Origin of the sequence: Agromyces cavernae, from assembly GCF_021044935.1 — a bacterium.
Lineage (GTDB): Bacteria > Actinomycetota > Actinomycetes > Actinomycetales > Microbacteriaceae > Agromyces > Agromyces cavernae.
This window is the reverse complement of record NZ_JAJNMP010000001.1, coordinates 247,413-261,054: the sequence shown is the minus strand read 5'-3', so window position 1 is coordinate 261,054 and position 13,642 is coordinate 247,413. Positions and strand designations below refer to the sequence as shown.

General features: G+C 67.2%; 15 protein-coding genes. 2 read left to right on the top strand and 13 right to left on the bottom strand.

What is annotated here, in order from left to right; all coding sequences use genetic code 11:
* Positions 1–87 precede the first annotated feature (87 nt).
* Positions 88–1,407 carry an ABC transporter substrate-binding protein gene (locus tag LQ757_RS01235; protein WP_231045389.1) on the bottom strand — a complete coding sequence of 440 codons (1,320 nt, stop codon included), beginning with the start codon at positions 1,405–1,407 and terminating at the stop codon, positions 88–90.
* Positions 1,408–1,676: 269 nt separating this feature from the next.
* On the opposite strand from LQ757_RS01235, the gene LQ757_RS01230 reads away from it, so the two are divergent.
* Positions 1,677–2,696 (top strand): LacI family DNA-binding transcriptional regulator, encoded by a 1,020-nt coding sequence (locus LQ757_RS01230; RefSeq protein WP_231045388.1) that lies wholly within the window; start codon positions 1,677–1,679, stop codon positions 2,694–2,696.
* 53 nt (positions 2,697–2,749) lie between these two features.
* Here the strand turns inward: LQ757_RS01230 and LQ757_RS01225 are convergent, their stop codons facing one another.
* From LQ757_RS01225 to LQ757_RS01200, 6 genes are all read right to left on the bottom strand, one after another.
* Complete coding sequence (locus LQ757_RS01225; protein ID WP_231045387.1) at positions 2,750–3,793, bottom strand: LacI family DNA-binding transcriptional regulator; 1,044 nt, start codon at positions 3,791–3,793, stop codon at positions 2,750–2,752.
* A gap of 85 nt (positions 3,794–3,878) precedes the next feature.
* Positions 3,879–5,270 (bottom strand): MFS transporter, encoded by a 1,392-nt coding sequence (locus LQ757_RS01220; RefSeq protein ID WP_231045386.1) that lies wholly within the window; start codon positions 5,268–5,270, stop codon positions 3,879–3,881.
* Positions 5,271–5,529: 259 nt separating this feature from the next.
* Positions 5,530–6,294, bottom strand: a complete 765-nt coding sequence (locus LQ757_RS01215) for an ABC transporter permease (RefSeq protein WP_231045385.1) — start codon at positions 6,292–6,294, stop codon at positions 5,530–5,532.
* Positions 6,291–7,127 carry an ABC transporter ATP-binding protein gene (locus LQ757_RS01210; protein WP_231045384.1) on the bottom strand — a complete coding sequence of 279 codons (837 nt, stop codon included), beginning with the start codon at positions 7,125–7,127 and terminating at the stop codon, positions 6,291–6,293. The genes LQ757_RS01215 and LQ757_RS01210 overlap by 4 nt, the downstream gene beginning before the upstream one ends.
* Positions 7,124–7,492, bottom strand: coding sequence for a DUF1048 domain-containing protein (locus tag LQ757_RS01205; RefSeq protein WP_231045383.1), 369 nt, complete (start codon positions 7,490–7,492; stop codon positions 7,124–7,126). The genes LQ757_RS01210 and LQ757_RS01205 overlap by 4 nt, the downstream gene beginning before the upstream one ends.
* Position 7,493: 1 nt before the next feature.
* Positions 7,494–7,835: a PadR family transcriptional regulator gene (locus LQ757_RS01200; protein ID WP_231045382.1), complete on the bottom strand. Its 342-nt coding sequence runs from the start codon at positions 7,833–7,835 to the stop codon at positions 7,494–7,496.
* Between the two features lie 288 nt (positions 7,836–8,123).
* Here LQ757_RS01200 and LQ757_RS01195 point away from each other — a divergent pair, with 288 nt between their 5' ends.
* On the top strand, positions 8,124–9,038 hold the full coding sequence (locus tag LQ757_RS01195) for a LysR family transcriptional regulator (protein WP_231045381.1): 915 nt from the start codon (positions 8,124–8,126) through the stop codon (positions 9,036–9,038).
* 93 nt (positions 9,039–9,131) lie between these two features.
* On the opposite strand, the gene LQ757_RS01190 is transcribed toward LQ757_RS01195, so the two are convergent.
* The 6 genes from LQ757_RS01190 to rpsF all read right to left on the bottom strand — a co-directional run bounded on the left by LQ757_RS01190 (position 9,132) and on the right by rpsF (position 13,476).
* Positions 9,132–9,782: an HAD family hydrolase gene (locus LQ757_RS01190; RefSeq protein WP_231045380.1), complete on the bottom strand. Its 651-nt coding sequence runs from the start codon at positions 9,780–9,782 to the stop codon at positions 9,132–9,134.
* A gap of 46 nt (positions 9,783–9,828) precedes the next feature.
* Positions 9,829–11,202: a replicative DNA helicase gene (dnaB, locus tag LQ757_RS01185; RefSeq protein WP_231045379.1), complete on the bottom strand. Its 1,374-nt coding sequence runs from the start codon at positions 11,200–11,202 to the stop codon at positions 9,829–9,831.
* Positions 11,203–11,726: 524 nt separating this feature from the next.
* Positions 11,727–12,179 (bottom strand): 50S ribosomal protein L9, encoded by a 453-nt coding sequence (rplI, locus tag LQ757_RS01180; RefSeq protein WP_231045378.1) that lies wholly within the window; start codon positions 12,177–12,179, stop codon positions 11,727–11,729.
* A gap of 11 nt (positions 12,180–12,190) precedes the next feature.
* Positions 12,191–12,451: a 30S ribosomal protein S18 gene (rpsR, locus tag LQ757_RS01175; protein ID WP_056727560.1), complete on the bottom strand. Its 261-nt coding sequence runs from the start codon at positions 12,449–12,451 to the stop codon at positions 12,191–12,193.
* Positions 12,452–12,520: 69 nt separating this feature from the next.
* Positions 12,521–13,039, bottom strand: a complete 519-nt coding sequence (locus LQ757_RS01170) for a single-stranded DNA-binding protein (protein WP_231045377.1) — start codon at positions 13,037–13,039, stop codon at positions 12,521–12,523.
* A 5-nt stretch (positions 13,040–13,044) separates the two neighbouring features.
* On the bottom strand, positions 13,045–13,476 hold the full coding sequence (rpsF, locus tag LQ757_RS01165; protein ID WP_231045376.1) for a 30S ribosomal protein S6: 432 nt from the start codon (positions 13,474–13,476) through the stop codon (positions 13,045–13,047).
* Between the last annotated feature and the right edge of the window lie 166 nt (positions 13,477–13,642).

The following is a 13,642-nucleotide window of genomic DNA, read 5'->3' as shown; positions in this document are numbered from 1 at the left end:
GGGGCGTTGCCCCGTTGCACTACTCGGGGGAGCTCATGCGGTGGCGGCGCGTTCGCCGCCACCGCACGATCCGGGGGTGGTTGGGGATCAGCCGAGCTGGTCGACCGCCGCACTCCACGTCGAGTTCAGTTCGGCGAAGAACGAGGCCTTGTCACCGGCCGCCTGGCCGCGTGCGATGTCGACGAGCCTCATGCGGTAGAGGTTGCCCCAGACGTCGACCTGCGACGCATCGGCGACCTTGTTGAGCAAGCCCTCCTTGCCCTCGGGGGCGCGCTCGTTCTCGAAGAACTCGACATTCGCCTCCTGCAGGGCGGCGAGGTTCTCGGGGAGCTCCTCGATCTTCTTGGAGGACGAGATCATGCCCGAGATCGCAGCGAAGTCGGAGTCGTTCACGAGGAACTCGAGCCACGCCTTCGCGGCAGCCTTGTTCTCGGAGTTGACGTTGATGGCGAGGCGACGGTCGCCGCCGATCTTCGCGAACTGCTGGCCGTCGATGTTGGACGGGAACGCCATGAAGCCGACGTCGGCCGGGTCGGCGCCCGCCTTGGTCGCGGCCTCCTGGAACTGCGACACCGACCACGAGCCGAGTACCATCGAGGCGATCTTGCCGGTCGCGAAGTCGTCCTTCGACTGCTCCCAGTTGGTGGTCAGCGGGTCGGCTTCGTTCAGACCCTGCTTCACGATGTCGAAGAGCAGGCCGTCGACGATCTCGGCGGGCTCGCCCTCGGTCCACGGCTCCGGGGTCTCGGCCAAGGTGTTCTCGACGTCGCCGTTGCCGCCGGTGCCGGCGAAGTTGTCGGTCCACTGTCCGGCGAGCGGCCAGCCGTCCTTGTAGTTCGTGTAGTACGGGGTGGCGTCGGTGTCGTCCTTGATCTGCTGGAGCGCGTCGAGGAACTCCTCGGGCGAGGTCGGGATCTCGGCGACGCCGGCTTCGTCCCAGACGGCCTTGTTGTAGAGCACGCCGAAGGTGGTGCCGCCGATGGCGAGCGCGTAGACCTGGCCGTCGAGCGCCTTGTCGGCGATGAAGCGGTAGTCCGCGCTGAGGTCATCGATTGACCCGAGCGGCTCGAAGAAGTCGGGGAACTGGTCGACGCCGACGGCGTCGGGAACGAGCAGCACGTCGCCGTATCCGTTCGGGGTACTCATGCGAGTGCGGACGTCGTCCTCGTAGTTGGTGATCGCCTCGACGTTCACCGTGACGTCGGGGTACGTCTCGTTGAACTCCTCCGTGTACCGCTCGAAGGTGCCGTCCTTCTCGAGGTCGGTGCGGTTGGTGAGGAAGGTGATCTCACCCGACGGCTCGCCGTCGGAGTTCGTGTCGCCACCGCCCGCCGAGCACGACGAGAGGAGGAGCGCCGTCGTGGCTGCAACTGCGACAAGGCCAGCCATTGCCTTGCGTGATGCCATGTGATTTCTCCCTTGAATGTGGACATCCCTCGGTCAGAGCGGGATGCCCTCACCGTCGGGTGCTGGATGGCAGCGTAGGACAGTTCGGACGATTAGTAAAGCGCTTTAGTTTTGCGCTGTTGATTGATTCGTCATGAATATCGCCTTGACCTGCAATTCTTGAGGGCAGATTTGCCGGAGCATCCGATCGCCGCGCAATGTCCATCGTTGACATTGCCGACATGGGGATATGATCCTGACGTTCCAATACATCTCGGAGGACGAGGGGCATGACGGTTCAGCAGCGCGCGACCCTCGATGACGTCGCACGCCTCGCGGGCGTGAGCGCGAAGACCGTGTCGCGGGTCTTCAACCAGCGAGAGCTCGTCGGCGCCGACACCGTCGAGCGCGTGCTCGCCTCGGCGAAACGGCTCCGTTTTCGCCCGAACACGCTCGCCCAGGGACTCCGACGTGGCGGCAAGACCAATACGGTCGGGTTCATCATGGGCGAGTTCGGCAACCCGTTCTACTACAAGGTCGCTTCGGGCATCGAGCGTGAACTCGCCGCCCAGGGGCACCGGCTCGTCGTCGCGACGACCGATGACACGTCGGACGGCGAGGCGCGCGTCGCCGACGCCCTCCTCTCCCAGCGCATCGACGCGCTCCTCATCATCCCCGCCTCGCACGACCAGTCCTACCTCGAGGGCGAGCGCCAACTCGGCACCCCCGTCATCGCGATCGACCGCCCGGCCCTCAACCTCGCCGCCGACTCGGTCGTGCTCGAGAACCGCGAGACCGTGCACGAGGCGACCCGCCGTCTGCTCGCGCTCGGGCACCGCCGCATCGGCTACATCTGCAACCCGGCCGACGTATGGAGCCAGACCGAGCGCATCGCCGGCTACCGCGCCGCCATGGCTGAAGCGGGGATCACCGACACCACGGCGTGGGCCCGTCTCGAAGACGACCGCTCGGTGCGCCCCGAGCGGCTCATCCGGGCCCTGCTCGAGCAACGGGACGCACCCACCGCCATCATCGCGGGCAACAACCGGATGACCATCGCGGCGCTGCGCGTCATGCGCGAGCTCGGCGACGGGCATACCGCGCTCCTCGGCTTCGACGACTTCGACACGGCCGATGTGCTCGATGTCTCCGTCATCACCTACGACCCGATCGAACTCGGCCGCCGCGCGGCCCGCCTCGCACTCGCGCGCATGGGCAAGGCGAACGGCCCCACGAAGCAGCTCGTGCTCCCCAGCTGGATCGTCGAGCGCGGTTCCGGCGAACGGGCGCCCGCCGAACCGGGTCGCTGAGGGCCGGGCGTCGCCCCGCACCGTGCGGAGACCACGCCCCCGGCCGACTGCTTTCAGGCGCCGTCCGGCGCCCGCGACGTCGAGCCGCGCACCCGCAGCTCCGGCGTCGAGTCGAGGAACGCCGCGGGCTCGGCACCGCCGACGACGTCGAACAGGCGCCGGGCGACGTGCGCCCCGAAGTTCACGACATCGTGGCTGAGCGCCGTGAGCGGCGGTACCGTGTGCCGACACAGCACAGAGTCGTCCCACGCGATGAGCGAGACGTCATCGGGCACTCGAAGGCCGAGGTTGGCGGCCACACCGATGCCGGCGACCGCCATGATGTCGTTGTCGTAGATGAACGCCGTCGGCGCCTCGGGCCCCGAGAGCGCCTCACGGGTGACGACGGCGCCCTGCTCGGGGGTGTAGTCGGTGCGCAGCACGACGGACGTGCAGCCCAGTGCCGCAGTCTCATCGAGGAACGCGTCGTCACGAATGCGGGTGTGCGCGAGCTCAGCTGGGCCCGAGACGCGGCCGATGCGTCGGTGCCCGAGTTCGGCGAGGTGCCGCACCGCGCGGCGGGCGGCGGCCGCGTCATCCGTCCAGACCGACGACAGTGCTCCGGCGACGGCCGGATCGCCGACCACGACCGTGGGCAGCCCAGGCGTCTTGCCGAGGTACGCGATCCGCGGGTCTTCGATGCGCACGTCGACGAGGATCACGCCGTCGACGCGACGCGTATTGCGCCACGCGCGGAGCGTCTCGAGCTCGGTCTCGACGTCGGGAACGACCTGCAGCAGGAGGCCGTAGTTGCGCAGCACCAGCTCGGACTCGATGCCCGCGAGGAACTGCATGTAGAACGACTCGACGCCGAGGTTCTTCGCGTCGCGCGCGAGTACGAGGCCGAACGTGGCGGTCTTCGCCTCGGCGAGCGAACGCGCGGCACTCGCAGGCGCCCAACCGAGTTCGTCGGCGACGCGCAGGATGCGGGCGCGGGTCTCGTCGGAGACGCCCTTGCGGCCGTTGAGCGCGAAGGAGACCGCCCCGATCGACACTCCGGCGCGCGCCGCGATATCGGCGATGGTCACCCTGCCGGGCGGGCGCGACGTGTTCTCCACGGTTGCACCCTACCGCCGGGACGCCGACGCCCAGTCGGGCGGCGAACCCGCCGGTGTCTGCGCGGGTGGCCAGGATTCAACGGCCTCACTGCGGAGGCCGTCGACCCGGGATGAGGAGCGACGCGACGACAGCGGCCACTGCGGCCGTGATGGCGGCGAATGCGAAGCCCTGCGCGAACCCCGCATCGGTCGTGCCGGCGAAGCTCGCGGCCGCGATGCTCGAGATGACGGCGGCACCGATGGCGGCGCCGAACTCGTGGAACGTGCTCACGATGCCCGACGCCAGCCCGGCCTCGCGCGGGTCGATGCGCCCGAGGGCAGTCGCAGACGCCACCACGAATGCGGCACCGATGCCGATGGCGGCGACACTCATCCCTGCGACCGTTGCAACCGGGTTCTGCCAGATCGCGGGGATCGCCAGGCCCACCGCGGCCATCCCGAGCCCGAGCAATGCGAGCGGACGCGCACCCACCCTGGCGATGATCATCCCGGCGACGTGCGCGCCGGCCATGGTGGCGATGGCCACCGGCAGGAACAGGAGCCCGGTCACGATGGCGCCGAACCCGTGCAGGCGCTGGAACGTGAACGAACCGAGGAGGAACACGGCGATCATCAGCGCAGTGGCGATGAGGATCACGAACGTCCCGGCGGCAACCGTTCGACGGGTCAGGATGGCGAGGTCCATGAGCGGCGAGCGGGTGGTGCGCTGCCACCACGCGAACAGTGCGTAGATCACGATCGCCGCCCCGAGCGGGATGAGCGTCGCGCCCGACACCCAGCCGTATTCACCGGCGTTGATGAGGCCGTAGATCACGGCGCCGGTTGCAGAAGTGACCAGCAATGCGCCGAGCAGATCGAGCCGCGGCCGTTCCGGCACGGCCGTCGATGCGGGAAGCAACCGCACGAGCGCGACCAGGAGGACGATACCGACCGGCACGTTGATGTAGAAGATCCACGGCCAACCGGGCCCACCGGTGAGCAGGCCGCCGAGGAGTACGCCCAGCGCGGCGCCTCCTCCACCGAGCGCAGACCAGACGCCGAGCGCACGGTTGCGTTCCTCACCCTCGAAGGTCGTCACGACTGCGGACAATGCCGCCGGCGAGAGCATGGCCGCACCCACGCCCTGCGCGATCCGGGCGCCGATCAGCATCTCCGCCCCGGTCGAGGATCCGGCGACGAACGAGGCTGCGGTGAAGATCACGAGCCCGGCGAGGATGAGCCGCTTGGCGCCGAAGTGGTCTGCCGCCCGGCCACCGAGGAGCATCAGGCCGCCGAACACCAGGGTGTAGGCGCTGACCACCCAGGTCAGCGCACCGCGATCCAGTCCCAGGTCGGTGCCGATGTTCGGCAACGCGATCGTCACGACGGTGATGTCGAGGATCAGCATCAGTTGCGCGATACCGACCGTCGCCAGCATTCGCCATCGTTTCGGATCGGGTACGACGGCCCCGCGAAGTTCGACACGCTCGCTCGACATGACACTCCTCCTAAGTTGAACACGAATATTCGAGTTGGTGCCCCAAGAGCATAACCCGAACAAACCTGTTCGACAACGGGTGCGGTCCAGCTCACCGATCTCCCGCTCGTCTCGGTGGCGGTCGCCCTCACGGTTCGAAGCCACTGCGGCCCGAAGCATCCGCGGATCGAACCCGACCGAGGTGGAGACGACGACGCCCGCCTCCCCAGTGGGGAAGCGGGCGGCATCCGTCGAACGGTCGAGCACTCCGCGGTGCGATTCAGCTCATCTTGCGACGGTAGATCGCGATCGCGAAGCCGTAGGCGACGACGAGGATACCGACGAGCCACGCGAGAGCGATCCAGATGTCACTGCCGACCGGTTCGCCCGCGAACAGCGCTCGCATGCTGTTCACGATCGAGGTCACAGGCTGGTTCTCGGCGAACCATGCGACCGGCGCGGGCATCGACTCGGTCGGCACGAACGCCGAGCTGATGAACGGCAGGAAGATCAGCGGGTAGCTGAACGCGCTGGCGCCGTCGACGGTCTTCGCCGAGAGGCCGGCGATCACGGCGAGCCAGGTCAGGGCGAGGGTGAACAGGATCAGGATGCCGGCGACCGCGAGCCACGCGCCGACGGATGCCCCGGTGCGGAAGCCCATGAGCAGGGCGACGCCGATGACGATCGCGACCGAGACGAGGTTCGCTACGAGCGAGGTGAGCACGTGGGCCCAGAGCACGCTCGACCTCGCGATCGGCATCGACTGGAAGCGCTCGAAGATGCCGCCCTGCAAGTCGAGGAACAGCCGGTACGCGGTGTAGGCGATGCCCGACGCGATGGTGATCAGCAGGATGCCGGGGAGCATGTAGTTGATGTACGACTCGTCGGATCCGGTGTTGATCGCGCCGCCGAGCACGTACACGAACAGCAGCATCAGTGCGATCGGGGTGACCGCGGTGGTGATGATCGTGTCGGGACTGCGGAGGATGTGGGTCAGTGATCGGCCGGTGAGGACCCGGGTGTCACTGAGGACGTGGGTGGTCATCGGGATTCCTTTCCTGCAGGGACGGTGCCGCCGCTGCGGTCGCCGTCGGGGTTTTCGGTCTCGCCGGTGTCGCCGACGAGGGTGAGGAAGACGTCCTCGAGGGAGGGCTGCTTCTCGACGTACTCGACTTTGGCGGCCGGGAGCAGCTGCTTGAGTTCGGCGAGGGTGCCGTTCTGGATGATCGTGCCCTTGTGCAGGATCGCGATCCTGTCGGCGAGCTGCTCGGCCTCGTCGAGGTACTGCGTGGTCAGCAGCACGGTCGTACCGTTGTCGGCGAGCTGCTTGACCGTCTGCCACACCTCGATGCGCGCCTGGGGGTCGAGTCCCGTCGTCGGCTCGTCGAGGAAGATGATCGGCGGGTTGCCGATCAGGCTCATCGCGATGTCGAGCCGGCGGCGCATGCCGCCCGAGTAGGTCGAGGCCTTGCGGTTGCCCGCTTCGGTGAGCGAGAAGCGATCGAGCAGGTCGTCGGCGATCGCACCCGGGTTCTTGAGGTGACGGAGCTTCGCGATCAGCACGAGGTTCTCGCGGCCGCTGAGCACTTCATCGACGGCGGCGAACTGGCCGGTCAGGCTGATCGAATTACGCACGTCGCCGGGCTTTCCGGCCACGTCGAAGCCGTGCACCGTGGCGGTGCCCGCGTCGGCCTTCAGCAGCGTCGAGAGGATGCGCACGAGCGTGGTCTTGCCTGCGCCGTTCGAGCCGAGCAGCGCGAAGATGCTCCCCGCCGCCACGTCGAAGTCGACGCCCCGCAGCACGTGCAGGTCCTTGAAGGACTTCTCGATGCCCTGGACTCGGATGGCTGGTTCCCTGGTCGGTGCTGACGTGGTCATTTCCGCTCCTCTCGCTCTGCGTCCTCGATCGCCTTGGTCAGGCGGGCGCGCTCCTTGTCGATCCACTTCGTGCCGGTGTAGGCCTGAGCGAAGGTCTCGGCGAATTCGACCGGGTCTTCGCCGACGATCTCGCGCACCGGGGTGCCGTCGGCGGCGGCGCGCTCCCACAGGTCGGCCAGGTCGCCGAACATCACCATGAGGGTGTCGCCGTCGGTGATGCCTCCGTAGTACATGAAGTACCGGTGCATGGCCTTCGCCGCGGTGGCGTACGGCTCGGGGAGCCCGTCGATACGGGCCTTGTCCTGCTTGTACTGCTTCTTCTGCTCGAGGGACCCGGTGAGGGTCTCGATCCATTTCGCGACCATTTCAGTGCTCTCCTTCTGCGCGTTCGCTGTGGAGCTGTTCGATCCGTTCTGCGAGGAAGCTCCAGGTCCTCCAGAACTCTTCGAGGTACTCGCCGCCTAGTGCGTTCAGCGAGTAGACCTTGCGCGGCGGCCCCTTCTCGGACGGGACCTTCTCGACGTCGACGAGGCCCCGCTGTTCGATCCTGACCAGCAGGGCGTAGACGGTGCCCTCGACGATGTCGGAGAAGCCCCGATCGCGCAGCCCGGCCGTGATCTCATAGCCGTACGCCGGGCGTGCGGCCAGGATCGTGAGGACGATGCCCTCGAGCGTGCCCTTGAGCATTTCGGTCATCTGCTTGCCCATGGAACCTCTCCTCCTTTCACTACTTGGTGTTGATGAGTACTAGTACTCTGTGTTGCTGACTACCACTACATAGTAAGCACAAGTACCGGTAGATAGCAACACTGAATAGCGGATCAGTCGACACGTCGCGCTCACGTCCTGGTCTGCCCGAGTAGCGCCCTCGTTCTCGCGCGTCTCCCGACTGACCGGTGCCTCCCACGGCCAACGATCGTGGCCGACGGACGGCCGATCAAGCAGCAAATCGGGCGGTCAGCGATAACCTGACGGTTATCGCCTGGAGGTACGGACGTGGACCTGCGAGACATCGAGATCTTCCTCACGTTGGCCGAGGTGCTGCACTTCGGCCGCACGGCCGAGCGTCTGCACGTATCTCAGGCGCGGGTCAGCCAGGCGATCCGGAACCAAGAGCGCCAGCTCGGCGGCCTGCTGTTCGAGCGCACCAGTCGCCATGTGAGGCTCACCGCGCTCGGCGCCCAGCTCCGCGACGACCTCAGCGCCGGCTACGAGGCGATCCTCGACGGGCTCGCGAAGGCGAGGGAATCGGCGAGCGGCGTGGTCGGCACGCTCCGCCTCGGCGTGATGGGCAACGATGGCTCCGTCTTCATCGCGCTGATCGAGAACTTCCGGCGACGCCATACCGGGTGCGAGATCGAGATTCGCGAGATCCACTTCAGTGACGTGTTCGGTGAGCTCCGCCGCGGCGAGGTGGACGCCGTCGTCGCGTGGCGCCCGGTTCGCGAACCCGACCTCACCGAGGGACCGAGCGTCTTCACGGTCGGTCGCGTGCTCGCGCTCTGGGAAGGACATCCGCTGGGCGAGCGTGAGTCCATCTCACTCGAGGACCTGCCCGAGCACGTGCACGTCGACCCCGGCGACCTCCCCGAGCACTGGATCGGAGCCATGCTCCCCGCCCGAACCCCCAGCGGGCGGAAGATCCCCCGCGTCGGCCCGAGGCCGAAGACCTTCCACGAGGTCCTGACGCTCGTGTCGGCGCGTCAGTGCGTCACTCCGGCCGGCGCTCAGGCTGCGTTCTACGGCGGCTTCCCGGGCGTGGTGTTCGTGCCGATCCACGACGCCCCGCCGCTGCACTGGGCGCTGATCTGGCGCACGGCAAACGAGACGCCTCTTGTCAGGGCGTTCGCAGAAGTCTGCCGTGACGCCGGACCCGTCGGCCTCGCAGCCGACGGCGTCCTCGCCGAATGAGCGTTGGCTTCGGCAGGCGTTGCTCCGCCGACGACACGCCGGGTCGGACTCGAGGCACGGCTGGCGGAGCTGCCCGCGATCACCGTGCCGGGGTCACGCCCCCTCGACGACCTCGGGCGTGAGCTCGCCGATCGAAGGGAGCACGACGTCGGCGAGCGCGAGCGCGTCAGCCGCCGGCGGGTAGTCGCGGTTGGGCACGGCCACCACCCGCATGCCCGCGGCGTGTGCTGATCGCAGCCCGTTCGACGAGTCCTCCACCGCCGCGCAACGCTCGGGCGCGATGCCGAGGCGCGATGCCGCCTCGAAGTAGACGTCGGGTGCGGGCTTGCCCCGTTCGACCTCCTCGCTGGAGACGACCGCACTGAACGCGTCGGCCAGGTCCGCCAGCTCGAGCGCCAACTCGATCAGTTCGCGGTTGGACGATGAGGCGACCGCAAGCGGGTACCGTGCGGCGAGGGCGCGGATCGCCTCGGCCGCACCGGAGATCAACGGCAGGTCGTCGCGGTACGATTCCGCGATCCGGGCGACCACCCGGCGGCCGATCTCCGCCGGCGAGCCGGGTACCCCCAAATGCTCGTGCAGGTAGGCCTCCCACTCGGGAGCGCTCATGCCCTGCATCATCCGCGTCGCCTCATCGGGATAGGGGCGACCGGAGCCGATGACGAGCTGTCGACGGACGGCCTCCCAGCGCTGCTCGCTGTCGACGATCACGCCGTCCATGTCGAACACGACTGCCTCGACCATGTCATGCAGCCTACCGACGTCGAGCGGGGGGCGACGCGCGCGGGCCCTACACCTGCACCATGTCGGCGAACCGGGAGAAGTGCCCGTGGAACGCGACCGTGATGGTGCGGGTCGGACCGTTTCGGTGTTTCGCGACGATGAGATCGGCCTCGCCCGCTCGGGGGCTGTCGCGCTCGTAGGCCGCCTCGCGGTGCAACAGGATGACCATGTCGGCGTCCTGCTCGATCGAGCCCGACTCGCGCAGGTCGCTGAGCGCGGGCATCTTGTCGGCGCGCTGCTCGGGACCGCGGTTCAGCTGCGACAAGGCGATGACGGGCACCTGCAGCTCTTTCGCGAGCAGCTTGAGCGCTCGCGAGAACTCCGACACCTCTTGCTGGCGGCTCTCGACGCGCTTGCCGCTCGTCATGAGCTGCAGGTAGTCGATGACGACCATCTTGAGGCCTACGCGCTGCTTCAGCCGGCGGCACTTGGCGCGGATCTCGACGAGCGTCATGTTGGGGGAGTCGTCGATATAGAGCGGCGCCTCGTTGATGCGACCGCGCGTCGAGGCGATCGTGGTCCAGTCGCGCGAGTCGACGGTGCCCTTGCGCATGTTCTGGAGCGGCACGGATGACTCGGCCGAGAGCAGGCGCATCGCGATCTCGCTCTTGCCCATCTCGAGCGAGAAGAAGACCGACGGCAGGTCGTTGGTGATCGACGCGGCTCGCGCGAAGTCGAGGGCGAGCGTCGACTTTCCCATGGCGGGTCGAGCGGCGACGATGATCATCTGGCCGGGGTGGAACCCGTTGGTTAGGTCGTCGAGGTCGGCGAAGCCCGTCGGCACGCCCGTGAACTTGCCGTCGGTATGCTTGGCCGCCTCGATCTCGTCGATCGCGACGCTGACCGCGTCGGAGAGCGGCACGTAGTCTTCGGTCTCGACCGAGCCCGTGACGGAGTAGATCTCGGCCTGCGCGTTGTTGACGAGATCGGTGACCTCGCCTTCGCCCGCGTAACCCATCTGCACGATTCGGGTGCCCGCCTCGACCAGGCGCCGCAGCAGCGCTCGCTCGGCCACGATCGATGCGTAGAAGCCGGCGTTCGCCGCGGTCGGCACCAGGCTCGTGAGGTTGTGCAGGTACTCGACACCGCCGGCGCGCTGGAGCTCGCCGGTCTTGGTGAGCTCGTCGGTGACGGCGATGACGTCGGTAGGCTCACCGTGCGAGTAGAGCGTGAGGATCGCGTTGAAGACGACCTCGTGCTTGGGCACGTAGAAGTCGATGCCCCGGATGGTCTCGATGACGTCGGCGACGGCGTCTTTCGAGAGCATCATGCCGCCGAGTGCGCTCTGCTCCGCGAGGAGGTCGTGCGGGGGTACGCGCTCGCCTCGTCGGGACTCACCGTCTTCGATCGGTTCTGCGAGCCCGATGTGCGCGATCGACAACTGGATGACCTCCGAATTCGGCTCCGAAGAGCAAGTTCCCCCGCCCGCTCTTCAGTGTGATCGGAGCCACTGACATGGACTCTCCGACCCGTTGCCAACCGCTGATCGAGGGACGCTGCTTCACGATATGGAAGCCTCGTCCACAGCACAACCCGGCCTGTGGATAACTCTGTGGACAGACTGCGCGAAACGCCGCGCTACATGTGCACTCGGCCTGTGGAAAACTGTGGAAATAGTGTGAATTACACCGATGCAATTTTAGGTTGACCGGGTATTTTCGGTTTCCACACCTGTGGGGAAAAACTTCTTCAGAATCCCACCCCCGAGAACCGCACACCTGTGCACAACCCTCCAAGTGAATCCACAAGGAACTTGCGCTCGGCGCTGCTCAGGGTGTATCCGGACAGCAGGATCCGCCCGGTCCGTCGAGGCGCCCCGATGCACGCGAGAACCCGTGCGCGTGAACGACGAAAACGGCGGTCGGAACCGAGGTTCCGACCGCCGCCTGCGTCGTGCTGAGCGAGTTACTTCGCCGCGACCACCTGGAGGGTGATCGTCGCCGAGAGCTCGTCGTGGAGGCGAACCGTCGCCTCGTGGTCACCGATCGCCTTGATGGGCGTGGTGATCTGGATCTTGCGCTTGTCGAGGTCGCCGAGGCCGGCCGCCGCGACCGCAGCCGCGACATCCGCCACCTTCACCGAACCGAACAGGCGGCCACCGAGGCCCGCCTTCACGGCCAGCTTGACCTTGCCCGACTCGAGCTTGGCCTTGAGGGCCTGCGCGTCTTCGAGCGAGTGCAGCTCGCGAGCGGCACGAGCCGCCTTGATCTGCTCGACCTGCTTCTGGCCACCGCGGGTCCACGGCGTGGCGAAGCCCTGGGGAACCAGGTAGTTGCGCGCATAGCCGTTCTTGACCTCGACGACATCGCCGGGCGTGCCGAGGCCGGTGACCTCGTGCGTGAGAATTACCTTTGCCATTGTCGTGCTCCTTAGCGGCCGGAGCCCGAGTAGGGCAGGAGTGCCATCTCGCGCGCGTTCTTCACGGCGCGGGCGATGAGGCGCTGCTCCTGCACGGAGACACCGGTGATGCGACGGGCGCGGATCTTTCCACGCTCCGAGATGAACTTGCGAAGGGTCGCGACGTCCTTGTAGTCGATGACACCGACCTTGATGGACTTCGCCGGGGCGGCGTTCTTCGCGCCCTTCCCGCGGCTCGGCTTGCGGCGATCGCCGCTCGACTTTCCAGCCATTGTCTTTCCTGTCTTGAGGTTCGCGGGTTGAGGAGCGGCGGAGCCGCGCCGAGAAACCCGCAGTGAGTATTAGAAGGGGGTCTCGTCGCCGTAGTTGGTGCCGGGCGTGTTCCAGACATCGCCGCCGCCGCCCTGCTGGGCTGCTGCGGGCGTGCTGGGTGCCCATGCGTCGTCGGACTGGCCGCCCCCGAAGGAGCCGCCGCCGCCGACCGCACCGCGGTTGGACTGGGCGCGCGTCACGGACGCGGTGGCGTAGCGCAGGCTCGGACCGATCTCGTCGATCTCGAGCTCGATGGTGGTGCGCTTCTCGCCTTCCTTCGTCTCGTAGGAACGCTGCTTGAGACGCCCGGAAGCGATGACCCGGGAACCCTTGGTGAGTGAACCGGCGACGTGCTCGGCGAATTCACGCCAGCAGCTCGCGCGCAGGAACAGCGCTTCACCGTCCTTCCACTCGTTCGCCTGACGGTCGAACGTGCGGGGAGTGGACGCGATGGTGAAGTTGGCAACCGCGAGGCCGTTCTGCGTGTAACGCAGCTCGGGATCTGCAGTGAGGTTGCCCACCACGGTGATGATGGTCTCGCCGGCCATGAGGACTAGGCGTCCTTCTTGGCCGAGGCAGGTGCGGCGGCGACTGCGGCAGCGGGAGCTGCGGCCTTCGCGCCGGCCTTTGCAGAGGCGGCGGCCTTCTTCGCGGCCTTCTCCTCCTGCGCCTTGGCGTGGGCGGCCACCTGAGCGATCGCCTCTTCGGCGCGGAGCACCTTGGTGCGCATGACGGCCTCGCTGAGGTTCAGCTGGCGGTCGAGCTCATCGGTGGTCTTCGACTCGGCGGTGAAGTCGACGACGGCGTAGATGCCCTCGGACTTCTTGTTGATCTCGTAGGCCAGGCGACGACGTCCCCAGATGTCGACCTTGTCGACGGTGCCGCCATCGTTACGGATGACGTTGAGGAACTTGTCAAGGCTGGGAGCAACGGTGCGCTCATCGATCTCGGGATCGAGGATTACCATCAGCTCGTACTGGTGCATGACTAACCCACCTCCTTCGGACTCAAACGGCTACAGGATCTCTGCAGCAGGAGGGTTGTGCATACGTCGCGTCGTGGAGGCCGCACAATCGCGGCACACGGGCAACCGGTACAGCCTAGCGGATGTCCCTCCCCGGCGCCATTCGCGGGCGCTCCGCGCCCCCGCC